Here is a 26,741-nt window from a genome sequence, read left to right as displayed (position 1 = left end):
GACGCACGAGGGGGACGTAGATGACCGAGCCAGTAGCACTCAAACCCGACCTGGGCCGGTTCGGCGTATGGCTGGGGTCGCGGTCCATCACCCCCGAACTGGCGGCGCGGATCGAGTCGCTGGGTTACGGCGCCGTCTGGATCGGCGGTTCACCGGATGCCGAGCTGTCGTGGGTGGAACCGGCCCTGGAGCAGACGACGTCGCTGCAACTGGCCACCGGGATCGTCAACATCTGGACCGCACCGGCCCCGGCGGTCGCCGAGTCCTTCAAGCGCATCGAAAACGCCCATCCCGGAAGGTTTTTGCTGGGTGTCGGGGTGGGACACCCCGAGCACACCCAGGAGTACGTCAAGCCGTACGACGCGCTGGTCTCCTACCTCGACGAGCTCGACGCGGCGGTGGTGCCCACCAGTCGCCGGGTGCTCGCGGCGCTCGGGCCGCGCGTATTGCGGCTGGCGGCGCAGCGCAGCGCCGGCGCCCATCCGTACCTGACCACGCCGGAACACACGGCCAAAGCACGCGAACTGGTGGGCAACTCCGTGTTCCTGGCGCCGGAACACAAGGTGGTACTCACCACCGACGCGGAAAAGGCCCGCGAGATCGGCCGCAGGTACGCGAACTTCTACCTGGACCTGAGCAACTACGTGAACAACTGGCTGCGGCTCGGGTTCACCGAAGCCGACGTGCGCAAGCCGGGCAGCGACCGGCTGATCGACGCGGTGGTCGCCTACGGCACGCCGGAAGCCATCGCGCACCGGCTCCGCGAACACTGCGACGCCGGGGCCGATCACGTCGCCGTCCAGGTGCTGGACGCCGGGGACGACGACGCGCTCGTCTCGGCACTGAGCGAATTGGCCGGGCCGCTGGGGCTGACTGGCACAAGCTGACCGACTCGCTCGGTTAGGGTTTGGGCATGCGGTTACTGGTCACCGGCGGCGCTGGCTTCATCGGCGCGAATTTCGTGCACAGCACGGTCCGGGAGCACCCCGAAGATTCCGTGACGGTGCTCGACGCCTTGACCTACGCCGGCCGGCGGGAGTCGCTGGCCGACGTCGAGGACTCCATCCGGCTGGTGGTGGGCGACATCTGCGACACCGAGCTGGTCTCGCGGCTGGTCGCCGAGTCCGACGCGGTGGTGCACTTCGCCGCGGAGAGCCACGTGGACAACGCGCTGGACGACCCGGGCCCGTTCCTGCACACCAATGTCGTCGGGACGTTCACCATCCTGGAAGCGGTGCGGCGCCACGGCGTGCGGCTGCACCACATTTCGACCGACGAGGTCTACGGCGACCTCGAGCTCGACGACCCCAACCGATTCACCGAGTCGACGCCGTACAACCCGTCGAGTCCGTACTCGGCCACCAAGGCAGGCGCCGACATGCTGGTGCGAGCCTGGGTGCGGTCGTACGGCGTGCGCGCGACGATCTCGAACTGCTCCAACAATTACGGGCCGTATCAGCACGTCGAGAAGTTCATCCCGCGCCAGATCACCAACGTGCTCACCGGCCGGCGGTGCAAGCTGTACGGCAGCGGCGCCAACGTCCGCGACTGGATCCACGTCGACGACCACAACAGCGCCGTGCGGCGGATCCTGGAAAAGGGCGAGATCGGCCGCACGTACCTGATCAGTTCCGAGGGCGAGCGCGACAATCTGAGTGTGCTGCGCACGCTGCTGAAGATGATGGGGCGCGAACAAGATGACTTCGACCACGTGACCGACCGCGTCGGTCACGATCTGCGCTACGCCATCGACCCTTCGCTGTTGTACGACGAATTATGTTGGGCGCCAAAGCACACCGATTTCGAAGAGGGGTTGAGCGCCACCATCGACTGGTATCGTGCCAACGAATCATGGTGGCGCCCTTTGAAGGACGCCGCGGAAGCCCGTTACGAAGAGCGTGGTCAGTAGATGAAGGTTCGCGAGCTCGCAATCCCCGGCGCCTGGGAGATCACCCCCACCATTCACGGCGATTCCCGCGGACTGTTCTTCGAATGGCTCACCGACCACGGGTTCACCGAATTCGCCGGCCACCGCTTGGATGTCCGCCAAGCGAACTGTTCGGTCTCGGCCGCCGGCGTGCTGCGCGGCTTGCACTTCGCCCAGCTGCCGCCGAGCCAGGCCAAATATGTGACCTGCGTACGCGGCTCGGTGTTCGACGTCGTGGTGGATATCCGGGAGGGCTCACCGACATTCGGGCAATGGGACTCGGTGCTGCTCGACGACAAGGACCGCAGGACGATTTACCTTTCCGAAGGCCTGGGGCACGGCTTCCTTGCCTTGCAGGACGATTCGACCGTGATGTATCTCTGCTCGGCCGAATACAACCCGCAGCGCGAGCACACCATCTGCGCGACCGATCCGGCGATCGGGGTCGACTGGCCGCTGGTGAACGGTGCCGCCCCCAGCCTGTCCGACCGCGACGCCGCGGCCCCCAGCTTCGAAGAGGTGCGAGCCGCAGGGCTTTTGCCCAGCTGGGAGGAGACGCAGAGGTTTATCGACGGGATGCGCAACGCATAACCGCGGGGTCGCGTTGTTTCACCGACCGCGACGGTCGTTATCCCACAAGGCACTTGGCCACTCTTCGCGCGCCAAATTGTATTCACCAATTGACCGAGCTTGGTGCGCGGATATTGACCAACCGCATATTTGCCATTGCGCGATACCTTAGGTACCGTGAACCGGCCCATTCTGGCGCTTGGTCGCGATACGATACGCCGATTAGGCCCTGTACGGACACGGGGGAGGCGGATGAAACTCGCGCAGGCCTTCGATCCGCGCAATAACGCCCTGAATGCCTGGCGGCTGGCGCTGGCGGGTGAAGTGATCTTCTGGCACACCTTCCCGATCAGGGGCCACCTCCCGTCCGCCCGGGCCGTCCTCCAGCTTCTACTTTGCGTCGGGGTGGACGGGTTCTTCGCGATCTCCGGATTCCTCATCACCGCGAGTTGGCTCGGCAATCCCCGCCTCCGTGAATACCTCGCCGCCCGCGCGCTGCGCATCCTGCCCGGGTTCTACGTCTGCCTGCTGGTGACCGCCTTCGTCATCGCCCCCATCAGCGTGGCGATTCAAGGCGGCTCGGCGGGCAAGCTCATCACCTCGGGCGCGCCGCTGGACTTCGTGTTGAAGAACAGCGCCGTGGCGCTGGTCAAGTTCGATATCGGCGGTACTCCGACCGGGGTTCCCAGCGCGGGCGTCTGGAACGCTTCCCTGTGGTCCCTCATCTGGGAAGTGATGTGCTACCTCATCGTTGCCATCATCGGCGTGGTCGGACTCGCCACCCACCGGTGGGTGTCTCTCGCATTCTTGCTGCTGGCGACGGGCGGCGCGATGATGCTGCCGGGGCTGAAGTTCCCCGATGTCATGACCCAACACGAGGGCGACGTCCGCACCGCCCTGTTCTTCTTGGCGTGCCGCACCGCCATCATGTTCGCGGCCGGCGCGTTCCTTTATCAGTGGCGAGATGTGATCCCCGCCCGCTGGTCACTCGTCGCGTTGAGCGCGGCCATCGTCGTGGCCGCGGGTTTCCTGCCGGACTACCGGGTGGTCGGCGCCTTGCCCCTGGCTTACGCCGTGGTCGTATCGGGCGCCCTGATCCGCAACAAGCACCTGAAACTGCGTACCGACCTGTCCTACGGCATGTACATCTACGCCTACCCGACCCAGCAGCTGCTGCTCGTCTGCGGGCTCATCAGCCTTAACCCGCTGCTGTTGACCGGTGTTACCGCCGCCGCCACGGTGCCGTTGGCCGCGGCGAGCTGGTTCCTGGTCGAGAAGCCGGCGCGGCGCCTCAAACGGCGGTTCGGAAAGAAATCGTCCGCTCCCCAAGACCAAGATCAAGATGCAACTCAAGATCAAACAGTGATGGTGCCGCCCGCCCAGGAAGTCCCGGGATCCCCGCTTCCCCCGGAACGTCCGGGCACGGCCTAGTCGACAATCCCCATCCGACCACGCCGTCGGCGTGCGGCCGATACGATGGCGCGGACAGTTCGATGGGGGACGACGGTCGGAGGCGGATGAAGCTCGGGCAGGTATTCGATCCGCGCAGTAATGCTCTGAACGCGCTGCGGTTGGTGCTCGCGGCCGAGGTGATGCTCTTCCACTCCTGGCCCATCACCGGCCGCACGCCGCCCGCGGCGATCAATCAGCTCTTCTTCTCCGTGGGGGTCGACGGCTTCTTCGCGATCTCGGGATTCCTCATCACCAGGAGTTGGCTCACCGACCCGCGCGTGCGTGACTACCTCACCGCGCGAGCCCTGCGCATCCTGCCTGGCTTTTACATCTGCCTGGTGGTGACGGCGTTCGTGTTCGCGCCCATCAGTGTGCTGATCGAGGGCGGGTCGGCTCTCAAGCTGCTGCGCTCCATCGCACCGATCGAATACGTCTTGAAAAACAGCGCGGTGGCCTACCTCCAACCGAACATCGCCGGCACATTGAGTCAGGCGCCCGGTGGGCCCACCTGGAACGCATCGCTGTGGTCCCTCGTCTGGGAATTGCTGTGCTACCTCGCCGTTGCCTTCATCGGCGTCGTCGGGCTGGCCAACCGCCGGTGGGTTTCTCCGGTTCTGCTGGTGGTGGCCGTGTGTGCGGCGTTGGTGTTTCCCCCGCTGACTTTCCCCGGTGTCTGGACCATCCCCCAGCTCGCCGCGCGTTCGGCCATCATGTTCGCCGCCGGGGCGGTTATGTATCAGTGGCGGGACGTGATTCCCGCCCGCTGGTCGCTGGTCGCGGTGTGCGCGGCCATCGTTGTTGCGGCTGGGTTCCTGCCCGATTACCGCGTGGTCGCGGCCCTTCCCCTGGCGTACGTGGTCATCGTGTCGGGCGCACTGCTGCAGCACAAGCGGCTGCAGTTGCGCACCGACATCTCCTACGGGGTGTACATCTACGCGTACCCCACTCAGAAGATACTGGCCGTCTGCGGGCTCGCGACTCTGCATCCGGTCGTGTTCTTCGTCGTCAGCGCGGTCAGTACCCTGCCCGTGGCCGCCCTTAGCTGGTTCGTCATCGAAAAGCCCTCGATGTCCCTGAAACGGCGACTCAAGCAGAAGTGGGGCGCACCCGCGCCCGCAGGGCCGGGCGGCGAACAACCCGAGGAGCTCGTCGCCGACCGGACCGCTCCCCAGGCCCCGGGTACCGGCTAGGCCCGGTTCACAAGCGGGTCAAATAAGCCAAAATTCCCAACACGCCCGGCGGCTTGTCATACTATGCCGCGGACGGCTTCGGGGGCGATATGGGCGGAGGCCTATGACCCTCGGGCAAGCGTTCGATCCGCGCGCTAACGCGCTCAACGCATGGCGCCTGGCGCTGGCGACCTCGGTCATCGTCGGGCACTCCTTTATCCTCACCGGTCACCTATGGGCCGGCGCGCCATACATCGCCGCCGGCGGAGTCGATGGCTTCTTCGCCATCTCGGGATTCCTCATCACCGCGAGCTGGCTTCGCCACCCGCACCTCCGCGACTACTCTGCCGCCCGGGCCCTCCGGATCCTCCCGGGCTACTACGTCTGCCTGGTCATCACCGCGTTCGTCATCGCTCCGATCGGCCTGGCGATTCAGGGCGGCGCGGCGCTCAGGCTCCTGCTGTCCAGCGCACCGCTCGAGTACGTCGGTATGAACAGCGCCGTGGTGATGCTGAAGGCCGACGTCGGCGGGACACCGCGCGGGGTCCCTTATCCGGGAAGCTGGAACAGTTCGCTGTGGACACTCATCTTCGAGCTGGGTTGCTATTTCGCCGTGGCCGCCCTTGGCATGGCCGGGCTGGCTAACCGCCGATGGGTTTCTCCCGCCATATTGGCGTTGGCCGTGATCGGCGAGGCGTTGTCTCCGCCGATCAGACTCGGTGAGCCGTTCATGGGCCAGTTCGCGGCCGTGAGCTCGCGCTTCGCGGTCATGTTTGCGGCCGGCGCGTTGCTCTACCAGTGGCGGGACAAAATACCCGCCCGGTGGTCGCTCGTCGCGCTGAGCGCGGTCGTGGTCGCCTTGGGCGGCACCCTGCTTCCGCATTACCGGCTGCTCGGTGGAATTCCGCTCGCGTACGCCATCATCGCCTCCGGTGCACTCCTCAAAAACAAACGCCTGAGGCTTCGTACCGACCTGTCCTACGGCGTGTACATCTACGCGTTCCCGATTCAGCAGTTGCTGGTGATCTCTTGGCCTGACCGTCCGAATCCGGTTGTGCACGCAATCGTTGCGACGTTCGTCACGCTGCCGGTCGCCGCGCTGAGCTGGTTCCTGGTCGAGAAGCCCTCGATGTCGCTCAAGTCTCGGCTTCTGAAGAAATGGGCGGCCGAAGAGGAAGCTGCCGGTGAACGCCACCAGCCAGCCAATGTGGTCGCCGAACGATCAGATCCCCCGCCCACAGCAGCACCGTCAGCACCTCCGCACCCACGCTGATCGCGGCGTGCGGCGCGGGCTGCCAGCCCTGTTCCGAAAAGCCCAGCACGCCAACCGTTCTCGATAGCCCGAAGGCCACCAGCGAGCCACCCGCCACGGCCGCGCCGGCCCAGCGGAGCCAGCCCGGACCGCCGAAGAGGATCAGCAGGGCGATGGCGAACGACGCGCTGGCTTGAACCAGAAAGGCTGCGCCGACGTCCGGGATGTGTCGGTAGCCGTGGATATACAGGTAGGCGTGGCTGGCCGCGCTGGCCGCCAGTGACATGGCCAGGCCGATGCGAATCAGCAGAGTCATTGCAGCGCCTGCTCTTTCAATGCCAGGGCGGCCTCGCCGCGGGTGTAACTCACCTCGCGAATGCCGAGCGCGTCGCGGAGCTTGCCTGCGGGCAGGGTGACCGGCTTGGGCGCCGGACCGTCACCGGGCCGCGGCAGCGGGTACGCGGTCGTCGTCCCGCTGTAGAACGTCACGTTGCCGTCCGTTTTGGAAAACAATTGGTGCACATGCCCATTGAGGCAGGTGACCGACGAGAACCGGCGCAGGTAGCTCAGCGCCTGGGCCGCGTCGTCGGTGCCCCAGCCCCAGTTGGGGTACATCGCGAACAACGGGATGTGGCTGAACACGATGATGGGGGTATCGCTCGACAGCCGCGCGACATCCTTTTCCACGAAAGACAATTGGTCGGCACCCAGATGCCCGAGCTTGTGCAGGTTCAGCGTGTTGACCAGCGCAATCACGTGCACGCCCGCGGTGTCGAAGCTGTACCAGCCGTCGCCGACGGATCCGGCACCGAAGGCGCTTCGGTACTTCTGCCCCGCATCGTCGACCGAGTCGTGCTCCCCGGGCACGGTGAACACGTGTGGTGTCTTCAGGGCCGTCATCATCTGCTTCACCTGGTCGAACTGCTCGGGGCTGGACAGGTGCGTCAGGTCGCCGGTGTGCACGACGAAATCCGGTGTGTAGCCTAGATTGTTGACCTGCTCGATCGCGTGACTGAACGTGCCGGTGACGTCCGGGTTGGGCGCCCCGGCGAATCCGATGTGGCTGTCGCTGATCTGGGCGAACCGCAGGGTGGGCCGGGCGTGCGCGCGCTCGGCGGCCTCGGCACCCGCAACGTGCGAAATCACCTCGCCACCAACCACGGCGAAGCCCACGGCCGCCCCGAACCACGCCGTGTGCCGCATCAGCTGGCGGCGACTCATGTTGGGATTCATCGCGTCACCACCACGCTCCCGCGCATCATCGGGTGGATGGAGCAGACGTAGTCGAACGTTCCGGCCTCGGAAAAGGTGTGGGTGAAGGTGGCCCCAGTCCCCATCCCGGGTGAGTGGAACGAACCGTCGGAGGCGGCCACCGTATGCGGCTCCTCGTCGCGGTTGGTCCAGGTGACCGTGGTGCCCACGGGGACGGTCAGCGTGGCCGGCGCGAACGCGAAGCCGTCGATGGTGACCTGGTTGCCGCTCACCGGAGCCGCGGGCGCCGTCACCGAGCCCATCGGCATGCTGGTGCCGGAGCCGGAGCCGGTCGCGGGCCGCGAAGCCGAGCAGCCCGCCAGGAGGACCGCGGCGGCCAGGGCGACCGCCGAATGTTTTCGAAGCGTCATGCCCAGGAATAGGGCGGCGGGTTACACCACTCAGGCGGGCTGGTCGGGACGCGCGGGCGCGAACACCTCGATAACACCATCGACCTCACGAACCAGCAACGCCGGCAACGGCTTCGGGGCGATCGGCAGTTGGTGGGTGAGCACCTGACCGGTAGGCGAGAAAGACGTCGAGTGGCAGGGACAGCGCAGCGTGTCGTCGGGCGCGTCAAACCAGAGCCGGCAACCTTGGTGGGTGCATACCCCGGAGACGGCCTGCGGCTTGCCGTCGACGCGGCGGACGAATCCGCTGACCGAACCGAGATCGAAGGGATGCATGTTCCCGTCGGTTACCTGCGAACTGGCCGCCACCCGCTGCCAGGTGCCGGCGTTGGGCGTGAGCGGCGCGTTGTCGGCGGCGGGGACCCCGCCGGATTGGCCGGCGATCACGGCCCGGTCGATGGAGACCGCGGTGACCGCGGCGGCCGCCGCGGCCGACGTGCCGACGATGACCTGGCGGCGGGTGCTGCTGCGCTTCGGCGCCGCGTGCGGGCGCGCGTCGGACATCTGCTCGGCGAGGCGACCGTGCAGATCGTCGAGGAATTCCTGCCGCGGGGCCTCGCCCCGGCGTCCGGCCGCGCGCAATTCGATCGCCGTGCGCAGCTGCGCCGCCTCGAAGTCGTCTGGAGCGAACGGCCTGGGCCGCCGGCCCCGCAACAGGTCGTCGACGTATCGGCGGAGCCCTCGCGCGTTCATGGTGCACCCCCATCGTTGACCTGCGCCGCCAATCGCAGCGCGCGATGCTGGAGCACCTTGGCGTTGGCGACGCTGACCCCGAGTTCCGCTGCGGAATCCTTGATCGAATGCCCTTGCAGGAAGCGCAATTCCAGGATATGCCGGTAACGGTCCGGCAGATTGTCCAGAACCCGGGCAACACGCTGCGGCGCGGTGCTGATCGCTTCCTCGCTTTCCGGTGGTTGCTCGATGTCGTCGATCGAGGTTATCTCCCGGCCCAGGGTCTCCCGCCAATGCGCGGCCAGCACCGTTCGCGCGGTGACCCGTAGGTAGGCGCGCACCTCGCCGACGCTCGCGGTGAGCCGCAGCGGCCGCAGCGCGGCGAGGAAGACCTCGGCGGTGAGATCCTCGGCGTCGGCCCGGTTGCCGACCCGGGCGAACAGCGTGCGGTAGACCCAGGACGCGTTGTCCTGGTACACCGCTTCCCAGTCGGGATAGCCATCGTCAAAGCCGCTGTCGGGCACCGCCCGCAGCGGCCGTTTGACGGGTTCGCTTTGTGCCGCCACGTGCCTCCTCCACCCGATGAATATCGAGCCGGGTTACACCGGTTATCACGGTGCGGCAACCGAGGTTTGTTCACTGAGCAGCGCGTCGAGTTTGGTGGCGGTGGCCGAGAACACCGACCTGGCGATGCTCAGCAACCGGTCGCGCACGCGGGGCTTTGCCGACGCCGGCGGCAGCAGATGACCGACGAGATGGCCGAACAGGTCCAGGCGCGCCGCGGACAGCCAGGCGGTCAGCTCCTGATCGTCGAGCCAGCGCAGCTGATTGCTGTAATCCGCCAGCGCCAACCGCAGCCAGTCGATATCGGTGTCCGGGTGGGGCAACGGCACGCAAAGCTGATTCCTGGTGGTGTCGTCGGCATACGCCGCTTCGACGTGGGCGATCAGCGCGGCGCTGAAGATCTGCTGGCAACCGCGCACGCTTTGCAGCGTGATTCGGCTGGCATCGAAAATTGTTGTTGCCGGACGCTTTTCGGCGCCGTCGGCGGTGCAATCGACAAAAAGGGCGTCGCCGTCGAGCGCCGCCACCGTGCCGCCCTCGAGGACCATCCGGTCGGCCTCGACCCGCAGCAGGTGACCCATGCGCACCACATCGCCGATGCGTCGCAGCTGTTCGAGTTCGGCCCGGGTGACTGTCGCGCAGCGATACATCGTCGGCCGGATCGCCGGATCGATCCGCAGCACACTGCCGACGTCCTCGAGCCGGCAGAACAAATCCTCGATTGACGCGGCGTCGTTGATCGCGCGCAGTTGCGCAATGAAGCCGGCTTTGATCTTGTCGGCGAACAGCGGTCCCGGCTGCATCGTCGCGCGATCCAGCAGCCAGGAGTCGCGGGGCGCGATCCAGGTCAGCCGGTCCGGCGCGATGTCCTGGCCGAGCAGCCACAGGCAGGTGTCGATGCCGGTCTTTCCCGCGCCGACGATCACATAACGTTCCTGCGCACCCAGTTTCGGCAGGTCGTTCGGCGGCACGCAGGTGATGCCGGGCGCGACGGCGTAGGGCGGCGGGCGCATGGCCGGCACCGTGACGTGCATGTAGGTGGCGTCCACGACGCGGCGGGCCACCCTGACGGTGTAGTCGGCGCCGGCGAGCGTGGTGAAGCGGCCGTCACCGCGGTACTCGCTCATCGGGAAGTAGGAGACCCGGCCGCTCGCCAGTAGCCGCTGGCGCATCACATGGTCGTAGTAGGCGCACACCTCCCCGGCGGTGGCCAACTCGTAAAGCCCTTGGTTCCAACCGACTTGGTCGATGGAGTCGCTGCCGAGGCGCAGCGAATTGACGCCGTAGAACGCCGAGGGCTGGTGCAGCCGGACGAACGGGTAGGCCATGGTCCAGTGCCCGCCCGGCTGATGATTGCGGTCCACCAACACCACGCGGGCATCCGTCTCGGACACCAGCGTGTCGACGAACGCCATGCCCATGGCGCCCGCGCCGACCACCAGGTAATCGGCCTCGACGGTGCGCATACGCCTGAAGGCTAGCCTGCTCAGCCGAGGTCGGCCGCCGCGGCACGGATCTCGTTCAGGGCGGTGCGAACCAATTCGCCCAGGCTCTGATCGCCGTCGGCCGTGACCCATTCGGCGAACGCCTCCTTGAAAGCGAGCCCACCCAGCTCGGCCGCCAGGGCCGCCGCCCGGTGCGGCACGCCGCGCGCCCGCAACGCACCCGCCATGGCCGCGGCCAGGCCGACCTGTTTGAGCGCATCGCGCTCCTGCAGCTCGGTGCTGGTGGCGATGACCGCTTTGAGCCGGGGCGCCAGCTCGCGATTGAACGGCGTCATCGACCCGGCCACGCGGTCCAGCCCGGCCGCGACGGCGGCGAGCGGGGTGGCGTCCGCCGGCGCCGACGAGATGCCGTCGACCAAGAGCCGCGACAGGCTTTCCTGGCCGGCCGCCAGCACCTCCCGCTTGTCGGGGAAATACCGGAAGAAGGTGCTCTTGGTCAGCCCGGCGCGATCGGCGATCTCGGCGACGGTGGTTCGGTCGTAGCCCTGTTCGGAGAACAGATGCAGCGCGGCCTCGACCAGCCGCAGGCGCGCATCGGGTTCCCATCGGGGCATCCCGTCATCGTAGCGATAACACCTTTGTCCCATCACCTGGTAGCGTGATGAGACATCAGTCCCATCACTCAGAGGAGACGCTCATGCGGGTTTTCGTCACGGGTGCCACCGGCGGCATCGGCTCGGCCATCGTGCCCGAACTGATCGGCGCGGGCCACGAGGTCCTCGCGCTGGCGCGCTCCGACGCGTCGGCGCTGGCCGCCCAGTCCATGGGAGCCGAGGTGCTACGCGGCGATCTCGACGACCCGAACAGCCTGCGCAGGGGCGCCGCGGAGTCCGACGCCGTGATTCACCTCGCCTTCCTGCACTTCGACGACTTCGAAAAGGCGGTCACCCAGGAGGCCGGTGCCGTCGAGGCGTTCGGCGCCGCCCTCGAGGGGACCGGCAAGCCATTCGTCATGGCCTCGGGAACACCGGTTGTGCCCGGCCGTGCCTGCACCGAGGAGGACCCGATGCCGACCGATGGATCTATCGGCGGACGGGGCCGAAACGCCAAGGCCGCCCTGGACCTGGCCGCAAAGGGGGTCCGGTCGGCGGTGGTCCGCCTCCCCAGGTCCGTGCACCGGGCGGGCGGGCCGTGCGGGTTCGCGTCCCTGCTCATCGAGGCGGCTCGACGCACCGGGGTGTCCGGATATGTCGGCGACGGCGGCCAGCGGTGGCCGGCCGTGCATGTCCTCGATGCCGCGTGCCTGTTTCGTTTGGTTCTCGAGGAGGCCACTCCCGGTACGGTCGCGCACGCGGTCGCCGATGAGGGGGATCCGATGCGCGCGCTCGCCGAGGCCATCGGGCGGGAACTCGGCGTGCCCACGACGCCGGTCCCGGCCGACCATTTCGGCTTCTTCGGCGCCGTCTTCGAGGCGGACCAACCGGCCTCGAGCGCGCTGACCCGCCAGAGGTTCGGTTGGCGACCCAGCCACCCGAGCCTCCTGGAAGACCTGGAAGCGGGCAACTACCTGGCGTGAAACCGGTGTCCTTGCGACGCCCGTCGGCGGTTACTAGGATATCCAAGTATCCGCCTCTCACGCGCGTACAACTCGAGGACACCATGACAACCCAAATCCCCCACTTCATCGATGGGCAGCGCACCGCCGGCCAATCGACCCGCACCGCCGACGTCTTCAACCCCAGCACCGGCGAGGTGCAGGCGCGGGTGCCGATGGCCGGCAAGGCCGAAGTCGACGCCGCGGTGGCCTCGGCCGTCGAGGCGCAAAAGGGTTGGGCGGCGTGGAATCCGCAGCGGCGCGCGCGTGTGCTGATGCGATTCGTCGAACTGGTCAACGACCACATGGACGAGCTCGCCGAGCTACTGTCCCTCGAGCACGGCAAGACGGTTGCCGACGCGCGCGGGGACGTCCAGCGCGGCATCGAGGTCATCGAGTTCGCCATCGGCATCCCCCACCTGCTCAAGGGCGAGTACAGCGAAGGCGCCGGCCCGGGCATCGACGTCTACTCGCTGCGCCAGCCGCTGGGAGTGGTCGCCGGCATCACCCCGTTCAACTTCCCGGCGATGATCCCGCTGTGGAAGGCCGGGCCGGCCCTCGCGTGCGGCAACGCCTTCGTGCTCAAGCCCAGCGAGCGTGACCCGTCGGTTCCGGTGCGGCTGGCGGAGCTGTTCTTGGAGGCCGGCCTGCCGCCCGGCGTGTTCCAGGTCGTGCACGGAGACAAGGAGGCCGTCGACGCCATCCTGCACCACCCCGACATCCAGGCGGTGGGCTTCGTCGGCAGCTCCGACATCGCCCAGTACATCTATGCGACGGCCGCGGCCACCGGCAAGCGGTCGCAGTGCTTCGGCGGCGCCAAGAACCACATGATCGTGATGCCCGATGCCGACCTGGACCAGGCGGTCGACGCGCTGATCGGGGCCGGGTACGGCAGCGCCGGCGAACGGTGCATGGCGATCAGCGTCGCGGTGCCCGTCGGCGAGCGGACCGCGGAACGGTTGCGCGCCAGGCTCATTGACCGGATCAACAACCTGCGCGTCGGGCACAGCCTGGACCCCAAGGCCGACTACGGCCCGCTGGTCACCGAGGCCGCGCTGGCGCGGGTACGCGACTACATCGGCCAGGGCGTCCAGGCCGGCGCCGAATTGGTGATCGACGGCCGCGAGCGCGCCAGCGACGACCTGACATTCGACGACGCCAGCCTCGAGGGCGGATTCTTCATCGGCCCAACGCTGTTCGACCACGTCACTCCCGACATGTCGATCTACACCGACGAGATCTTCGGGCCGGTGCTGTGCATCGTGCGCGCCCACGATTACGAAGAGGCGCTGCGGTTGCCTTCGGAACATGAGTACGGCAACGGCGTGGCCGTCTTCACCCGCGACGGCGACGCCGCCCGCGACTTCGTGTCCCGGGTGCAGGTGGGCATGGTCGGCGTGAACGTGCCGATCCCGGTTCCGGTGGCCTACCACACCTTCGGCGGTTGGAAGCGCTCCGGCTTCGGCGACCTCAACCAGCATGGGCCCTCGTCCATCATCTTCTACACCAAAACGAAGACGGTGACGTCGAGGTGGCCGTCCGGCATCAAGGATGGCGCCGAATTCGTCATCCCCACAATGGATTAGGGCTCTATGTTCACCCTCAACGACGACGAGCGGGTCATCACCGAGACGGCGGCCGCGTTCGCCGCCAAGCGCCTCGCCCCGCACGCCCTGGAATGGGACGCCGCCAAACACTTTCCGACCGACGTGTTGCGCGAGTCGGCCGAGCTGGGCATGGCGGCGATCTACTGCCGCGAGGATGTCGGCGGCAGCGGCCTGCGCCGGCTCGACGGGGTCCGCATCTTCGAGCAGCTGGCCATCGCGGACCCGACCACCGCCGCGTTCCTGTCCATCCACAACATGTGTGCCTGGATGATCGATAAGTTCGGCACCGCCGAACAGCGCAAGGCCTGGGTGCCGCGGCTGGCCGCGATGGACGTCATCGCCAGTTACTGCCTCACCGAGCCGGGTGCCGGCTCCGACGCCAGCGCCTTGAGCACCCGGGCCGTCCGGGAAGGCGGCGACTATGTGCTCGACGGCGTCAAGCAGTTCATCTCCGGCGCCGGCGCCTCCGACGTGTACGTGGTGATGGCCAGGACCGGCGGTGACGGCCCGCGCGGCATCTCGGCCTTCGTCGTCGAAAAGGGCGCTCCGGGGCTCAGTTTCGGTGCGCTGGAAGAGAAGATGGGCTGGCATGCCCAACCCACCGCGCAGGTGATCCTGGAGGGCGTGCGGGTACCCGCCGAGGCCATGCTGGGCGGCGCGGACGGCGAGGGCGCCGGATTCGGCATCGCGATGAACGGCCTCAACGGCGGCCGGCTCAACATCGCGGCGTGCTCGCTGGGCGGCGCCCAGTCCGCCTTCGACAAGGCGGGCGCCTACGTCCGGGAACGGCAAGCGTTCGGCAAGGCACTGCTCGACGAGCCCACCATCCGGTTCACCCTGGCCGACATGGCCACCGGGCTGGAAACGTCGCGAATGATGCTGTGGCGGGCCGCGGATGCGCTGGACAACGACGACCCCGACAAGGTCGAGCTGTGCGCAATGGCCAAGCGCTACGTCACCGACACCTGCTTCGAGGTGGCCGACAAGGCCCTGCAGCTGCACGGCGGCTACGGGTATCTGCGTGAGTATGGTCTGGAAAAGATCGTCCGCGATCTGCGGGTGCATCGAATCCTGGAAGGGACCAACGAAATCATGCGGGTGGTCATCGGCCGCGCCGAGGCCGGACGATTCCGCGCGACCGCTTAGAAAGGCAGCCATGACCTCGATTGCGTTCCTGGGGCTGGGGAACATGGGCGGGCCGATGTCGGCGAATCTGGTGTCCGCCGGCCACACCGTGCGCGGGTTCGACCCGGTGCCCGCGGCGGTCGCCGCCGCGGCCGGCAACGGGGTCACGACGTTCGACAGCGCGGCCGAGGCGGTGGCCGGGGCCGACGTGGTGATCACCATGCTGCCCAACGGCGACCTGGTGAAGCGGTGCTACGCCGACGTTCTGCCGGCGGCCAAGGCGGGAGCGCTGTTCATCGACAGCTCGACGATCTCGGTCAATGACGCCCGCGAAGTGCACGCGCTTGCGCAGTCGCACGGGGTTTCGCAGCTGGACGCGCCCGTCTCCGGCGGGGTGAAGGGCGCCGTCGCCGGGACGCTGGCGTTCATGGTCGGCGGTGACGACGGCGCCCTGGAGCGCGCCCGGCCCGTGCTGGAACCCATGGCGGGCAAGGTGATTCACTGCGGCGCGGCTGGAGCCGGGCAGGCCGCCAAGGTATGCAACAACATGGTGCTGGCGGTGCAGCAGATCGCCGTCGGCGAGGCCTTCGTGCTGGCCGAGAAGCTCGGGCTTTCAGCGCAGTCCCTGTTCGACGTCATCACCGGCGCGACCGGCAACTGCTGGGCCGTGCACACCAATTGCCCCGTGCCGGGCCCGGTGCCGACATCGCCGGCCAACAACGACTTCAAGCCGGGTTTCGCGACCGCACTGATGAACAAGGACCTGGGCCTGGCCATGGACGCGGTGGCCTCGACCGGGTCGGCGGCGCCGCTGGGCAGGCACGCCGCCGAGATCTACGCCAAATTCGCGGCCGACCACGCCGACCAGGACTTCAGCGCGGTGATCGAAATGCTGCGCGAAACCCCCTGAACGGCAATGGGATTCACAACCTTCACATTGGCACCTGCGAAGACTCACCGCGCGTTTTGCCCGCCTCCGAGCGACAACCGTTGTCGCTGTGAGGCGGGCAAAATGTCGCATCCCGCCCGCGCCGGGACTGCTGGGACGGATGTGACCCAGGCGAGCGATTCAGAAGTCGCCCGCATCGCGGCGCAGCGTTTCGATTGATGAAACCAGCGCCCGCGCTTCGGCTTCGGACATCCCGATGTCGGCGAACACCTGATCGTTGAGGGTCACGGTGGCGTCCTCGACCGTCGACCGGCCCAGGTCGGTGATCTGCACCAGGGTGGTGCGCCCATCGGTGGGGTGCGGCACCCGCTGCACCAGCCCGTCGGCTTCCAGCCGACGGATCGCATGCGTCACGCTCGTGACGTGGACCTGCAGCCGATCGGAGGCCTTGGTGATCGGCAGCGCGCCGGTCCGGCTGAACGCCAGCAGGCGCAGCAACTCGTAGCGGGAGAAACTCAGGTCGTAGGGGCGCAACGCCGTCTCGACGCGGGCCAGCAGGATCTGGTGCGCCCGCATCACCGAGGTCACCGCGACCATGCCCTGCGCCACATCGCTCCAACCGGAGCGCTCCCAGTTGTCGCGCGCCGCGGCGATCGGATCACGCTTCGGCGGTCGTGAGGCGGCCACGCCCCTTCATACCGCACTTGGCGCGCGAGCGTGGCCTTTCCCCAGCGCCGCGAGCACCGCCAGTGTCGAGGCGCGATTGCCCACGGTGATCCGCGCGCCACCGTCCGGGTAGCACCGCACCCGTAGCCGGTCGTCGACGAAAACCTCATGCCACGGCCCACCCCTCGGGGGCAGGTACATGAAGTTGGCGTGCGCGTCCGTCGTGTCGACCCCCAGCGCGCCGAGGCGCATCCGCAGATAACAGCGTTCGGCGTTGATCATCCGGACCCGTTGCAGCAGTTGGTCTTCCGCGGCGTAGGACGCGGCGACCGCGACCAGACTGGTGATCGGGGCGCCGAAAGGCAGCTGATGGGACCACAGCGCGGCGGCCAGCTCCCGCGCCGCCACGCCGTAACCGATCCGCAGCCCCGCCAAACCGTAGGCCTTGGAGAAGGTCCGTACCACCACCACATTCGGGAAGCGGGTGACCAACGCCGACACCGCGATGCGGTGCTCGGGCGCGGTGAACTCGATGTACGCCTCATCGAGCAGCACGACGGTCTCGCGCGGCACGCGGCGCAGGAACGCCGAAACGGCGGCCGCGGACTCGATCGTCCCGGTGGGATTGTGCGGCCGGCACAGGACGATGACCCGGGCATCGGCGGCGGCGCGGGCCAGCCCGTCGAGGTCCTGGTGACCCTGCGCGTCCAGGGGAACCGTCCGCGTCTTCAGCCGCGCCATCCGCGCGAGGATCGGGTAGCCGTCAAAGGTGGGCGTCGCCATCGCCACCGTGTCGCCCGGCGTGGTCAGCGCCTGCAGGGCCAGCAGCACGACGCCCGTCGCGCCGGCGCCCGGCACCACCCGGTCGGCGGGCACCCCGATGTGGTCGGCGATCACGCCGCGCAGCCGCTCGGGCACGAACTCGGGGTAGCGGTTGACGGCGTGAACGGACCGCATCAACGCCGACCGCACCGCCGACAGCGGAGGGAATGGATTCTCGTTGAGCGACAACGCGAACGGGTCCACCGCGTCGGGCAGCGCGTCGCAGCCGCCACCGTCCACCGGGCTAGGGACGGGCTGCATCACCCTCGCCCGCCCCAGCGCACCGCCGCCGCACCAGCGAAGTCGCCGGCATGCGCGAACGCGGCCATCATGATGACGTCCCCGGCCTCGACCTGCCCATCGGAGATCGCGCGGTCCAGGTTGATCGGGATGCCGGCGCCGAACAGGTTGCCGCACTCATCAAAAGTGTCGCGGTGTCTCGACTCGGGCAACTCGAGGGCCTCACGCCAGTTGCGCAGGAACACCCGGTTCGGTTGGTTGGTGACGAGCAGGTCGATGTCCTTGGCGGGCAGGCCTATCCGATCGCACACCGCCAGCGCCACCTCGGGGACCTGCCGGTTGCCGCGGGCCAGCACCTTGGTGATCTTGCTTTCGGTGAAGCCGATGCTGCCCTCGCCGGCCCCGGCCTGCCACCACTTGCGGGGCGGGTCGTAGGACAGCGTCATCTCGCCGGCGTATTCACCGTAGGTGCGGCACTCGACGTCGAGGATGGGCGATTGGTCGCCCCGCGTGACCAAACCCACCGCCGCGCCGTCCCCGGGCACCGCGGACTGGGCCTTGCGGCGGATAGTCGGCTGATCGAAGAACTGTCCGGCCGCGTTCTGTGCGATGGCGATCAGCGCGGTGTGCCCGTCCCCGGCGGCCAGCAGTTTGCGGGCCACGTTGAGCGCCAACACGAACGCCGCGCAGCCGCCGTTGTTGAGGTCGAGCACCCAGGACGGCCGCATGCCCAGCCGGTGCGCGATGCCGCCGCCTTGCCCGTAGAAGGCCATGTCCGGCACCTGGGTGTGGGTGATGAGCACGTCGGCTCCCTCGACCACGTCCTGGCCGTGCCGCTCGATCAGGCCCTGGGCCGCGTGTTCGATCATGTCGATCGAACTCTCGTCCGGCCCGACGTGGTGGCGGAACTTCGGGGCGCGGAACATCACGCTCTCGCGCAGGTCGTCGGATTCGGCGAATTGCGCGTAGTAGTCGGCGCCGATCGGCTCGCCGGGCAGATAGGTGGAAACGTCGATCAGGCTGACGCTCGGTTGGCTCATGTTGCTACCTCATCCATTTCGGCGTCACCGGAAGGCCGTTGCGGTGCCGGTATTCGGCGATCGCCTTGAGGTTCTGCAGCTCCAGCGCGTGACCGGCGCCGAACATGTCCCAGAAGTCGCCCACCCACACCGGCCGCTGCGCCGGCGCGGTCTCCGGGTACGGGTTCTTGTCATAGAACGGGTGGTGGCAGTTCGTCCACAGCACAACCGATCCCGGCTTGTCGAGGACCACCTGTGCGTCGACGACGCGCATCAGATAGATCATCCACAGGTGCTTGCCCTGGTCCCATGCGCAGTGGTAGTCGACGGTCCGCGCCGCCGCGTTGGCGACGGTCCGGGTGTAGATCTCGGTCTCCGAGCCGAGCCGGTCGTAGGCCAGCCACAGGCCGGGTTCGTCGGTGGGCGTGAAACCGCGCAGGCTGTACGTCCACTCCTCGAGGCTGCGGGTGTCGGCCAGGTATTCGTACAACTCATCGGGCGGGCACGCAACGTAATCGTTGACCGTGCAGTACTCCCCGAAGACCTGGTCGTGCGGGTAGACCGACCGCATCATCTCCATGATGATCGGGGTCGCCTTCTCCCGCGGGCTGGTTTCGATGCGGACCACCCCGTCGATGGGAGTGGGGATATCCTCAAGCGCTGGCAGCGACATCGGCCCGGTTCTCCTTTGCGGTCGGAACCTGTTCTGTGGCGGCCGCGCTGCCTGACAGCGCGGTGAGAAATGGTGCAAACGGCGGGATTTCGTCAGCGTCACATTCGACGCTGACCACCGCCGGGCCCTCGATGTCCAGCGCCACCCGAAGCGCCGCGGCAAGTTGGGCGGGGTCATTGACATCGACCGATGTCAGCCCGGGAAACATCGCGGCCAGACCGGTCCCAAGCGCGCTGGGCCGGAAACGGTTGTAGCTGTAGCGGTCCTGGTAGAACAGCTGCTCACGGGTCACGCACATCGCGTGGGCGTTGTTGTTGAACAACACGAACGTCACGGGAAGCCGGTACTGCAGCGCGGTGTGCACCTCGAGTCCGTGCATGAAAAAGGCGCCGTCCCCGGCGATCACCACGGTGCGGCCGCTCTGCCGGCCGCCGTTAGCGCGTCCGAAAGCCATGCCGATCCCGGCCCCGAAGCTGTAACCCATGCCACCCATCCCGAGCGCGGCGACGAACCTGCCGCCGCGCCGGGCCGGCAGGTAGTGGATCGCTGCCGCGCCGGTGTTGCCGGCGTCGACGACGATGTCGGCCCCGTCGGGCAGGGCACGGTCCAGTACCGCCATGGCGTCGCGGTACCGCACGCCCGGCCCGTCGCAGTCCTTGGGCGTCAGTTCGGTGCGCCGCACCAGATCGGGTACCCGCACGCCGTTCGGGCGTCCGTGACCGCGCAGCGCCTGGGTCAGCAGGCGCAGCGAGCCACGCAGGTCGTCGGTGTGCACGTGTGTGCAGTGCAGATAGGGCCGCGCCGACCCGATCGATACCGTCCGCACCGCCGCCAGTGCGTCGTCCAGGCCGCCGCGCGCGGTTACCGTGAGCCGGGTGCCGACGATCAGGCACAGGGCGCTGGCGGCCAGCGTTTCGGCCACGCTCGGGTGGCCCATGACGCCGGTCACGCCGACGGCCGACGACGAGCCGAAACCCGGCGTGCCGGCGACGTCTTTGGCGTCTGGGACGGTGGCCACCCGCGCGCGCAGCAGCGCGCGCAGGTCCTCGAGTTCGGCCCGGGCGTCGTCGCGGGCCACCTGCTCGCCGGCGATGATCGTGACCTGACCGGTCGTCCGGCGCAGTTCCCGGGCGATGGGATGCGGGTCGCCGATCGACGCGCTGAAATGCAACTGCTCGGCGCTGCCGTCGCCGGCGATGAAAGCCTGCTGAATGTCCTTGGGCAGCAACAACACCGCCGGGCCCCCGGCACGCGCCGCGCGGATCGCCCTGGGCAACGCCGACAGGACGTCTGTCGGCGAGACCAGCCGCTCGCAAAACACCGACACCGCCGAGAACAGCGCGCGGGCATCCAGCGATCCATTGCGGCCGCTGGTGTCCTGGAAACTGCCCCGTCCGTCCATCGTGGTCGCGGGCTGGCCGACCAGGGCCAGCACCGGAACCCGGCTCGCGAACGACTCGCCCAGACCGGCGACGAGGTTCAGCGCTCCCCCACCCGACGTCGCCGCCACCACGCCCAGCCCGGCACCGCTGCGGCTGTACCCGTCGGCCATGGTGGCCGCCGAGAACTCATGCTTGGCCAGCACCGCGGTGAGTTCCGGCCGGAAGTGCGCGGCGTCGTACAGATCCTCGATGTTGGCGCCGTCGACGCCGAAGAGGTGGTCCACCCCGAGCGACGCGAGGTGCCCGACGATGTGATCGACCACCCGGTACTTGCCGGACATGTCTTCAGACACGAGGCCGGCACTTGATCGGTTCACCCCGGCGGGTGAACCGCGTGCCGCCGGCCCTCGTGGTGTCTAGATGACCATCGAACTGCTCAACGTGGTGCGCGAATATCGGGTCGGCGGTCAAACGGTCCGGGCACTCGACGGGATCAGCCTTCGCCTCGGGGACGGTCAGTTCGTGTCGGTGGTCGGACCCTCCGGCGCGGGTAAGAGCACGCTGCTTCACCTGCTCGGTGCGCTGGACTCTCCCGATTCCGGCTCGATCATGTTCGACGGCGAGGAGATCGGCCGCCTGGGCGACGAGGAGCAGTCGGAGTTCCGCCACCATCGGGTGGGTTTCATCTTCCAGTTTTTCAACCTGTTGCCGACCTTGTCGGCGTGGGAGAACGTCGCGGTGCCCAAACTGCTCGACGGTGTCCGGCTGGGCAGGGTCAAACCGGATGCGATTCGGTTGCTGGACCGCGTCGGGCTCGGCGACCGGACCGAGCACCGGCCGGCGGAACTGTCCGGCGGCCAGATGCAGCGCGTCGCGGTGGCGCGCGCGTTGATGATGGACCCACCGCTCATCCTCGCCGACGAGCCCACCGGCAACCTCGACTCCGCGACCGGCGCCTCGATCCTGGAGCTGCTCGCCGGGGTGGCACACGAAGCCGGCCGCGGCCGGCTCGTGGTGATGGTGACCCACAATGCGGACGCCGCCGCGGCGACCGATCGGGTGATCACGCTGCAGGACGGCCGCGTCGGTTCGGACGTACCGGCGGTCCCTGCGTGAAACTCTCGGCGGCGGCCAGCCGACTGCGCGTGTTCAGCCTGCGTGAGCTCGCCGTGCATCGCCGCCGCACGCTCGCGTCGATCGCCGTAATGGCCGTTTCCGCAATGTATTTGGTCGCGATATTCGGCATCTTCGGTTCGATCACCGGATCGGTCAACCGGCTGGCCGACGGGGTCGCCGGCGTGGCCGCGCTCGAGGTGTCGGGCATCACCGACGCCGGATTCCCCGACACGATATTGGCCGACGTGTCCGCGGTTCCCGGCGTCGCGACCGCGGCGCCGATGATCCGGACCTCCGCGTCGACGGCGACGGGACCGGTGCTGCTGTTCGGTGCGGACGCGAGCACCGCGGCACTGGGCGGCGCCCTGAAGGACGCGGTCACACGGCCGGTGCAGGCGCTGTCCTCGACGCCGAACGGGGTCCAGGTCGGGCCGCGGGTCGGATATGCGAAAGGCCAGACGCTGCAACTGGGCTCGGGCTCGGTCACGGTCAGCGAGGTGCTCGCGGACAAGCAGTTCGCCGACCTCAACGGCGGGCACTACGTGCTTGCCCCACTTGCGTTGGCGCAGAACGTCGCCGGCCGCCCCGGGCAGCTCGACTCGATCCTGATCACCACCAAACCGGGCGCCGACGCGGACGTCGTCGGGGCCGCGGTCACCGCCGCGGTGCACGGCCGCGCCATCGTCGCCGCTCCGAGCCTGCGGGCGGCCCGGGCCGGCGACGGTGTCAGGTTGATGAATTACATGGCCCTGCTTGGTGCCGCGGTCGCGTTGGTGGTCGGCGCGTTTCTGATCTACACCACGATGACCATGGCGATCGCCCAGCGCCGGCCGGTCATCTCGATGCTGCGCGCGATCGGCGGCCGGCGCGTCACCATCGTCGGCGACATGCTGGGCGAGGCGGCGATACTCGGGCTGCTCGGCGGCGCCATCGGCTCGGGCATCGGAATCCTGGCCGGCCGCATGGCCATTGGCCGCTTGCCCCCGGCGATGACCCAGGGCCTCGAGGCCCGCGTCCAGTACTGGCTGCCCGGTTACGCGATCCCACTGGCGCTCGCGGCCACGGCGCTTACCAGCGTGGTCGCCTCGGCGATGGCCGCGCGGCAGGTGTACAAGGTCGCGCCGATCGAAGCGCTGGCGCCGGTCGGGGCGTCCACGGCGGACGTCGTGCCCCGCTGGCTGCGGGTCGCCGCCGGTGTGGGCGCCGTCGCGGTTTTCGCGCTGTCCATCTGGGTGGTCCTCGGCCAACGCGGAACCTTGGCGTTCGCCGCGATGGCCGCCCTGCTGAGCGCCGAGATCGCCCTCGGGTTCGCGCTCGCCGCACCCATCGTCGCGGCCACGGCCGCGTCGGCCCGCGTCTTCGGACCGTTCGGGGCACTCGCGGCGGCCACCATCGAACGCGCCCCGCGGCGCGTGTGGGCCACCGTGATGACCGTGCTGATCGGGGTGGTCACCACCGTGGTGATCACCGGCACCAACGCCGACATGATCCGCTCGGCCCGCGCCATATTCGCTCCCGCTGCCGGCGTCGACGTGTGGGTGAGCGCGAACCCCCCCGACAGTTACCCCACCGACGCACTGCCGCAAGGCCTTTCGGAAAAGGTTGCCGCGGTGCCCGGGGTGGCGCGGGTGACCGAGGGCGCGTTCGGGTTCGCCGTCGTCGGCGGCACGCGCGTCCTGCTCGACGGCTTCTCCGACGGGACCCACGATTCGCTGTTCCGCGCGCTCGACGAACGGGTGCGCGCCGACGTTCTGGCCGGCCGCGGCGTGGTGCTCACGCAGAATCTGGGCGCCACTTTGCACGTCCGCACCGGCGATCGGCTGCAGCTGCAGACGCCACACGGCCCGCGGCAGACGCCGGTGCTGGCCCTGGTGCCGTTCTTCTCGACCGTGATCGGAACGGTCGGAATCGGCCTCGGGCACATGCGGGCGTGGTTCGATCGCCCGGCGGCGACGACCCTGCAGATCACCGCGGCCCCGGGGGTGGACCCGCGGCGCCTGTTGACGGAGGTGCGCCACGTGGTGCCCGCGCCCAACCACGTGTACGACGGCCGCACCGCGCTGGCGGGGCTGGAAGCCCCGCTGCATCAGAGCATGTTCATCGCCAACGCCGTGTGGGTCATCGTCGTGGCGGTGGCGGCCGTCGCGCTGCTCAACACGCTGACGCTGTCGGTGCTGGAACGCCGCCGCGAGATCGGTGTGCTGCGGGCCATGGGGTCCAGCCGGCGGTTCACCCTGCGGACGGTCCTGGCCGAGGCGGCCGGAATCGGTTTCGTCGGCGGCGTTTTGGGGCTGCTGTTCGGCCTGACCGACCAGTGGCTGTTCAGCCTCATCAGCGGGGAGATCATGAATTTCCAGGTCGGCTTCCGCCTGAGCCCGATGCCCCTGGCGTTCACCGCAGGTGCGCTGGCGATCTGCCTGCTCGGCTCGCTGCCACCCGCCCGGCGCGCGGCGCGGCTGAACATCATCGAGGCACTCAGCGTAAAGTGAGGATGGCGAACCCCTGCAAATGGGGTTTGCACGGGAAGGGCACCGGCGTGCGCGGGATGGTGCGCAGCTCCGTCGTGTCAAACCCGGCCGCGGCGATGGAATCCAGGGTTCGGCGGTTCGGCTCGCAGCCGGCGGCCAGCCACGACCACGGCCTGGCCACCAGGTCCTGGAACCGGCCCATTGCGCCTTCGCCGCGGACATGCTCGAGCACCACCAGCCGCCCCCCGGGAGCGAGCACGCGGCGGATCTCGCCGAGCGTGGCGGCCACGTCGTCGACCGAGCAGAGCACCAGCCCGATGTGTACCGAGTCGAAAGCGTTGTCCGGGAACGGAATCGATTCGCCGGTTCCCTCGACGATGTCGACGGCGATGCCGCGGCGATGGGCAAGCCGGGACGCCATCCGCCGGAACGGCGCCTCCGGCTCCACGGCGGCGACCGTCGTCACCGCGGCGGGCAGGAATTTCAGGTCGGTGCCCGGACCCAACCCGAGCATCAGCAGCCGGCCCCTTGCGTGGCTGAGCGCCTCGCGGCGATAGCGGTGATAGAAGAGCCGGTCGAAAACCGGCTGGCCGAATCTGTACACGTACGGGAAGAAGGGGTTACGACGCGTCACTGGCGCCCAAATCCATTCGGAACGGCGGGTATTCGTCACGCATCAGGGACACGTACACGGCCACCCGATAGCGCCATCGAACGATGCCCAGCAGAAGATCGAACATGCCCGTCGGGATGGTCCCCGTACACAACAACCCGACCGCGGCGATCACGCACAGCAGCTGCAGCAGCGGCTCCATCGACCAGCAGAGCAGGATCTGCGGCACGGCCAGCAGCCACTTCACCAGCACGGCCCAGTTCTTCAGCCGCTCGGGATAGTCGACCTGCAGATCGCCCGGGTAGTCCGGCCGCGACGCCAGCGTGAAGGGCGGGTACCTGTCCGTGCTGTTCATCGGGAACCGGAAGTTCATCACGCGCCACGACCAGCGCAGCACGCCGACATTGAAGTCGAAGATGGGCCGCGGATACCGCCCGGTGAACAGAATGGCGACGCCGGCCACGACGGTCGACAGCGGATATATCAGGTAGAGCCCGATCAGGATCGGGTAGTGCGGGAATGCCAGCACGCACCACTTCAACAGCCAGAGCCAGCGGGAGGGCGCATCGAATTCGCCTCTGACCCTGATGATTTCGTCGTTCATGGACTGGACCGGCTGATCGTCGCCGCTCGCAGTTCCCGGCTGATCTCCGCGCACATCCGCGGGTGACTCGTCCAGCGCAGAAACATCGTCAGTGCGCCGGCCTGCAGCCGGTCGGGGATCAGGCCGGCGGGCCGCAGCACCAACTCGCCGTGCGAGACCGGCAGTGCTGCCACCCTGGACACGGCCATCACCTTGCGCCGTCGGGTCTTCTCATACCAGCGCAGCGCGCTCGGCACGTCGCCTTTGGCGGCGCCGCCCCGAAGAGCCGACAGCGCCTTGCAGAGCACCATGGTGTCGAGCAGCGCCTGGTTGGTCCCCTGCGCCAGGGTGGGCGGCATCGTGTGGGCGGCATCGCCGAGCAACGTCACCGGGCCCCGGCCCGCCGGGGCCATCGGATGCCGGAAATGCGGATACGGCGAGTGCGCCAGATCATCGTCGGTCAGGGCCGCCAGCACCCGGTCGACGGCTTCCGACCACCCGGCGAAGTGGGTCCGGAGCGTCTCGATCGGACGTTGCGGTCGCACGAAGTCGTACGACCACGGCAGGTCGAACCACCACTGCACCTCGGAGCCCCCGGCCGGCCACAGGCCGAGGTTTCCGCGCTCGCCGATGACCATGAGCGCGGTGTGCTTGTCCGGGATGTCCGCAAGGGCAATCAGCCCCTGCCAACTGCACCAGCCGGTGGGTTTGGCCTGCCGCCCGCCGACGTTGTCCCGGACCATCGAGTGCAGGCCGTCGGCGCCGATCAACAGGTCTCCCTCGGCCCAGCTGCCGTCGTCGAACTCGACCCGCACGGCGTCGCCCGTGGCGGCCAACGAGATCGCGCGGGCCCCGCATCGGATGCGGTCGGCCGGAAAGCCGTCCAGCAACCGCTCTAGCAGGACCCGGCGCGGAACCATCCGGACCGGCGCGCCCAGCCGAGCCGCCATCGCGGACACGTCGAGCGTGGCGAGCGGATGGCCCGTGGCGGTCACGGCCCGTACGGTCGACAGCAGTTGACCGGCCCGGTCCATGTCGACGCCCAGCTGCCGGAGCACCGTCTCGCCGTTGGACCAGATCGTCACGGCACCGCCGGCCGCCCGCACTTCGGGTCGACGCTCGAAGACGGTGACGTCGTGCCCGTCCCGCGACAAGCCGCGGGCAACGGCGATCCCGCCGACGCCGGCGCCCACCACCAGCGCCCGCAGTGGACGCCCGTGGCCAGACACCGC

At 68.4% G+C, this 26,741-nt stretch carries 25 protein-coding genes and 2 pseudogenes; 12 read left to right on the top strand and 15 right to left on the bottom strand.

Annotation, left to right across the window (positions count from 1 at the left end; all coding sequences use genetic code 11):
- Positions 1-20: 20 nt before the first annotated feature.
- From A5711_RS23200 to A5711_RS23175, 6 genes are all read left to right on the top strand, one after another.
- Entirely contained in the window at positions 21-887 is an 867-nt protein-coding gene (locus A5711_RS23200) for an LLM class F420-dependent oxidoreductase (protein ID WP_067950699.1), read from the top strand.
- A 26-nt stretch (positions 888-913) separates the two neighbouring features.
- Positions 914-1,909, top strand: a complete 996-nt coding sequence (rfbB, locus tag A5711_RS23195) for a dTDP-glucose 4,6-dehydratase (RefSeq protein WP_067950697.1) — start codon at positions 914-916, stop codon at positions 1,907-1,909.
- Positions 1,910-2,518, top strand: coding sequence for a dTDP-4-dehydrorhamnose 3,5-epimerase (gene rfbC / locus A5711_RS23190; RefSeq protein WP_067950695.1), 609 nt, complete (start codon positions 1,910-1,912; stop codon positions 2,516-2,518).
- Between the two features lie 231 nt (positions 2,519-2,749).
- Complete coding sequence (locus A5711_RS23185; RefSeq protein ID WP_067950693.1) at positions 2,750-3,928, top strand: acyltransferase; 1,179 nt, start codon at positions 2,750-2,752, stop codon at positions 3,926-3,928.
- A gap of 86 nt (positions 3,929-4,014) precedes the next feature.
- The gene (locus tag A5711_RS23180) at positions 4,015-5,139 is read left to right on the top strand and encodes an acyltransferase (protein ID WP_067950691.1); all 1,125 of its coding nucleotides are present in this window, start codon (positions 4,015-4,017) and stop codon (positions 5,137-5,139) included.
- A gap of 103 nt (positions 5,140-5,242) precedes the next feature.
- On the top strand, positions 5,243-6,391 hold the full coding sequence (locus tag A5711_RS23175) for an acyltransferase (RefSeq protein ID WP_067950690.1): 1,149 nt from the start codon (positions 5,243-5,245) through the stop codon (positions 6,389-6,391).
- Here the strand turns inward: A5711_RS23175 and A5711_RS28110 are convergent.
- From A5711_RS28110 to A5711_RS23145, 7 genes and pseudogenes are all read right to left on the bottom strand, one after another.
- Positions 6,327-6,686: pseudogene (locus A5711_RS28110) on the bottom strand (hypothetical protein); the annotation flags it as partial. The gene A5711_RS23175 and the pseudogene A5711_RS28110 overlap by 65 nt on opposite strands.
- Positions 6,683-7,603 (bottom strand): metallophosphoesterase, encoded by a 921-nt coding sequence (locus A5711_RS23170; protein WP_067950688.1) that lies wholly within the window; start codon positions 7,601-7,603, stop codon positions 6,683-6,685. The pseudogene A5711_RS28110 and the gene A5711_RS23170, both read right to left, overlap by 4 nt.
- Positions 7,600-7,992, bottom strand: coding sequence for a cupredoxin family copper-binding protein (locus tag A5711_RS23165; protein WP_067950686.1), 393 nt, complete (start codon positions 7,990-7,992; stop codon positions 7,600-7,602). The genes A5711_RS23170 and A5711_RS23165 overlap by 4 nt, the downstream gene beginning before the upstream one ends.
- A 30-nt stretch (positions 7,993-8,022) precedes the next feature.
- Positions 8,023-8,724: a Rieske (2Fe-2S) protein gene (locus A5711_RS23160; RefSeq protein WP_067950685.1), complete on the bottom strand. Its 702-nt coding sequence runs from the start codon at positions 8,722-8,724 to the stop codon at positions 8,023-8,025.
- Entirely contained in the window at positions 8,721-9,269 is a 549-nt protein-coding gene (locus A5711_RS23155; RefSeq protein ID WP_067950683.1) for an RNA polymerase sigma factor, read from the bottom strand. Before A5711_RS23155 ends, A5711_RS23160 begins: the two co-directional genes overlap by 4 nt.
- Before the next feature lie 45 nt (positions 9,270-9,314).
- Complete coding sequence (locus tag A5711_RS23150) at positions 9,315-10,733, bottom strand: NAD(P)-binding protein (protein ID WP_067950681.1); 1,419 nt, start codon at positions 10,731-10,733, stop codon at positions 9,315-9,317.
- A 20-nt stretch (positions 10,734-10,753) separates the two neighbouring features.
- Positions 10,754-11,326, bottom strand: a complete 573-nt coding sequence (locus A5711_RS23145) for a TetR/AcrR family transcriptional regulator (RefSeq protein WP_067950679.1) — start codon at positions 11,324-11,326, stop codon at positions 10,754-10,756.
- Positions 11,327-11,409: 83 nt separating this feature from the next.
- Between A5711_RS23145 and A5711_RS23140 the strand changes: the two genes are divergently transcribed.
- The 4 genes from A5711_RS23140 (at position 11,410) to mmsB (ending at position 15,948) form a co-directional block, all read left to right on the top strand.
- The gene (locus A5711_RS23140) at positions 11,410-12,288 is read left to right on the top strand and encodes an SDR family oxidoreductase (RefSeq protein WP_067950677.1); all 879 of its coding nucleotides are present in this window, start codon (positions 11,410-11,412) and stop codon (positions 12,286-12,288) included.
- Between the two features lie 83 nt (positions 12,289-12,371).
- Positions 12,372-13,892 carry a CoA-acylating methylmalonate-semialdehyde dehydrogenase gene (locus A5711_RS23135; protein WP_067950675.1) on the top strand — a complete coding sequence of 507 codons (1,521 nt, stop codon included), beginning with the start codon at positions 12,372-12,374 and terminating at the stop codon, positions 13,890-13,892.
- A gap of 6 nt (positions 13,893-13,898) precedes the next feature.
- On the top strand, positions 13,899-15,059 hold the full coding sequence (locus A5711_RS23130) for an isobutyryl-CoA dehydrogenase (RefSeq protein ID WP_067950674.1): 1,161 nt from the start codon (positions 13,899-13,901) through the stop codon (positions 15,057-15,059).
- 10 nt (positions 15,060-15,069) lie between these two features.
- Positions 15,070-15,948, top strand: coding sequence for a 3-hydroxyisobutyrate dehydrogenase (gene mmsB, locus A5711_RS23125; protein WP_067950672.1), 879 nt, complete (start codon positions 15,070-15,072; stop codon positions 15,946-15,948).
- A 159-nt stretch (positions 15,949-16,107) separates the two neighbouring features.
- Here the strand turns inward: mmsB and A5711_RS23120 are convergent, their stop codons facing one another.
- The 5 genes and pseudogenes from A5711_RS23120 to A5711_RS23100 all read right to left on the bottom strand — a co-directional run bounded on the left by A5711_RS23120 (position 16,108) and on the right by A5711_RS23100 (position 21,070).
- Positions 16,108-16,614 (bottom strand): MarR family transcriptional regulator, encoded by a 507-nt coding sequence (locus A5711_RS23120; RefSeq protein ID WP_067950670.1) that lies wholly within the window; start codon positions 16,612-16,614, stop codon positions 16,108-16,110.
- Positions 16,512-17,676, bottom strand: a pseudogene (locus A5711_RS23115) (histidinol-phosphate transaminase). Before A5711_RS23115 ends, A5711_RS23120 begins: the two are co-directional and overlap by 103 nt.
- Positions 17,676-18,695, bottom strand: coding sequence for a 3-oxoacyl-ACP synthase III family protein (locus tag A5711_RS23110; RefSeq protein ID WP_067950668.1), 1,020 nt, complete (start codon positions 18,693-18,695; stop codon positions 17,676-17,678). Before A5711_RS23110 ends, A5711_RS23115 begins: the two are co-directional and overlap by 1 nt.
- Before the next feature lie 4 nt (positions 18,696-18,699).
- Positions 18,700-19,347, bottom strand: a complete 648-nt coding sequence (locus A5711_RS23105) for a hypothetical protein (RefSeq protein WP_067950666.1) — start codon at positions 19,345-19,347, stop codon at positions 18,700-18,702.
- Positions 19,328-21,070: a thiamine pyrophosphate-binding protein gene (locus A5711_RS23100; protein ID WP_067950664.1), complete on the bottom strand. Its 1,743-nt coding sequence runs from the start codon at positions 21,068-21,070 to the stop codon at positions 19,328-19,330. The genes A5711_RS23105 and A5711_RS23100 overlap by 20 nt, the downstream gene beginning before the upstream one ends.
- 79 nt (positions 21,071-21,149) lie before the next feature.
- Here A5711_RS23100 and A5711_RS23095 point away from each other — a divergent pair, with 79 nt between their 5' ends.
- Together A5711_RS23095 and A5711_RS23090 are read left to right on the top strand one after the other, a co-directional pair.
- The gene (locus A5711_RS23095) at positions 21,150-21,845 is read left to right on the top strand and encodes an ABC transporter ATP-binding protein (protein ID WP_067950662.1); all 696 of its coding nucleotides are present in this window, start codon (positions 21,150-21,152) and stop codon (positions 21,843-21,845) included.
- An 89-nt stretch (positions 21,846-21,934) separates the two neighbouring features.
- Complete coding sequence (locus A5711_RS23090; RefSeq protein WP_231987534.1) at positions 21,935-24,334, top strand: ABC transporter permease; 2,400 nt, start codon at positions 21,935-21,937, stop codon at positions 24,332-24,334.
- Here the strand turns inward: A5711_RS23090 and A5711_RS23085 are convergent.
- Genes A5711_RS23085 through A5711_RS23075 form a run of 3 tightly spaced genes read right to left on the bottom strand, consistent with a single transcriptional unit; the run spans position 24,321 to position 26,738 of the window.
- On the bottom strand, positions 24,321-24,947 hold the full coding sequence (locus A5711_RS23085; RefSeq protein ID WP_067950658.1) for a class I SAM-dependent methyltransferase: 627 nt from the start codon (positions 24,945-24,947) through the stop codon (positions 24,321-24,323). The genes A5711_RS23090 and A5711_RS23085 overlap by 14 nt on opposite strands.
- On the bottom strand, positions 24,934-25,530 hold the full coding sequence (locus A5711_RS23080; RefSeq protein ID WP_067950656.1) for a DUF4389 domain-containing protein: 597 nt from the start codon (positions 25,528-25,530) through the stop codon (positions 24,934-24,936). Before A5711_RS23080 ends, A5711_RS23085 begins: the two co-directional genes overlap by 14 nt.
- Positions 25,527-26,738, bottom strand: a complete 1,212-nt coding sequence (locus A5711_RS23075; RefSeq protein ID WP_067950654.1) for an NAD(P)/FAD-dependent oxidoreductase — start codon at positions 26,736-26,738, stop codon at positions 25,527-25,529. The genes A5711_RS23080 and A5711_RS23075 overlap by 4 nt, the downstream gene beginning before the upstream one ends.
- Between the last annotated feature and the right edge of the window lie 3 nt (positions 26,739-26,741).

It is taken from the genome of Mycobacterium sp. E2238 (assembly GCF_001672665.1).
GTDB lineage: Bacteria > Actinomycetota > Actinomycetes > Mycobacteriales > Mycobacteriaceae > Mycobacterium.
The sequence above is the reverse complement of the archived record's forward strand: the minus strand, read 5'-3'. Positions and strand labels throughout refer to the sequence as shown.

Excerpts from the sequence above, each read along its gene's own strand:
- A5711_RS23095 (WP_067950662.1), top strand. The coding sequence starts at position 21,150 with ATGACCATCGAACTGCTCAACGTGGTGCGCGAATATCGGGTCGGCGGT.
- A5711_RS23180 (WP_067950691.1), top strand. The coding sequence starts at position 4,015 with ATGAAGCTCGGGCAGGTATTCGATCCGCGCAGTAATGCTCTGAACGCG.
- A5711_RS23165 (WP_067950686.1), bottom strand. The coding sequence starts at position 7,992 with ATGACGCTTCGAAAACATTCGGCGGTCGCCCTGGCCGCCGCGGTCCTC.
- A5711_RS23140 (WP_067950677.1), top strand. The coding sequence starts at position 11,410 with ATGCGGGTTTTCGTCACGGGTGCCACCGGCGGCATCGGCTCGGCCATC.
- A5711_RS23135 (WP_067950675.1), top strand. The coding sequence starts at position 12,372 with ATGACAACCCAAATCCCCCACTTCATCGATGGGCAGCGCACCGCCGGC.
- A5711_RS23160 (WP_067950685.1), bottom strand. The coding sequence starts at position 8,724 with ATGAACGCGCGAGGGCTCCGCCGATACGTCGACGACCTGTTGCGGGGC.
- A5711_RS23110 (WP_067950668.1), bottom strand. The coding sequence starts at position 18,695 with ATGAGCCAACCGAGCGTCAGCCTGATCGACGTTTCCACCTATCTGCCC.
- A5711_RS23130 (WP_067950674.1), top strand. The coding sequence starts at position 13,899 with ATGTTCACCCTCAACGACGACGAGCGGGTCATCACCGAGACGGCGGCC.
- A5711_RS23170 (WP_067950688.1), bottom strand. The coding sequence starts at position 7,603 with ATGAATCCCAACATGAGTCGCCGCCAGCTGATGCGGCACACGGCGTGG.
- A5711_RS23105 (WP_067950666.1), bottom strand. The coding sequence starts at position 19,347 with ATGTCGCTGCCAGCGCTTGAGGATATCCCCACTCCCATCGACGGGGTG.
- A5711_RS23080 (WP_067950656.1), bottom strand. The coding sequence starts at position 25,530 with ATGAACGACGAAATCATCAGGGTCAGAGGCGAATTCGATGCGCCCTCC.
- A5711_RS23175 (WP_067950690.1), top strand. The coding sequence starts at position 5,243 with ATGACCCTCGGGCAAGCGTTCGATCCGCGCGCTAACGCGCTCAACGCA.
- A5711_RS23145 (WP_067950679.1), bottom strand. The coding sequence starts at position 11,326 with ATGCCCCGATGGGAACCCGATGCGCGCCTGCGGCTGGTCGAGGCCGCG.
- rfbC (WP_067950695.1), top strand. The coding sequence starts at position 1,910 with ATGAAGGTTCGCGAGCTCGCAATCCCCGGCGCCTGGGAGATCACCCCC.
- mmsB (WP_067950672.1), top strand. The coding sequence starts at position 15,070 with ATGACCTCGATTGCGTTCCTGGGGCTGGGGAACATGGGCGGGCCGATG.
- A5711_RS23200 (WP_067950699.1), top strand. The coding sequence starts at position 21 with ATGACCGAGCCAGTAGCACTCAAACCCGACCTGGGCCGGTTCGGCGTA.
- rfbB (WP_067950697.1), top strand. The coding sequence starts at position 914 with ATGCGGTTACTGGTCACCGGCGGCGCTGGCTTCATCGGCGCGAATTTC.
- A5711_RS23100 (WP_067950664.1), bottom strand. The coding sequence starts at position 21,070 with ATGTCCGGCAAGTACCGGGTGGTCGATCACATCGTCGGGCACCTCGCG.
- A5711_RS23150 (WP_067950681.1), bottom strand. The coding sequence starts at position 10,733 with ATGCGCACCGTCGAGGCCGATTACCTGGTGGTCGGCGCGGGCGCCATG.
- A5711_RS23090 (WP_231987534.1), top strand. The coding sequence starts at position 21,935 with ATGGCCGTTTCCGCAATGTATTTGGTCGCGATATTCGGCATCTTCGGT.
- A5711_RS23185 (WP_067950693.1), top strand. The coding sequence starts at position 2,750 with ATGAAACTCGCGCAGGCCTTCGATCCGCGCAATAACGCCCTGAATGCC.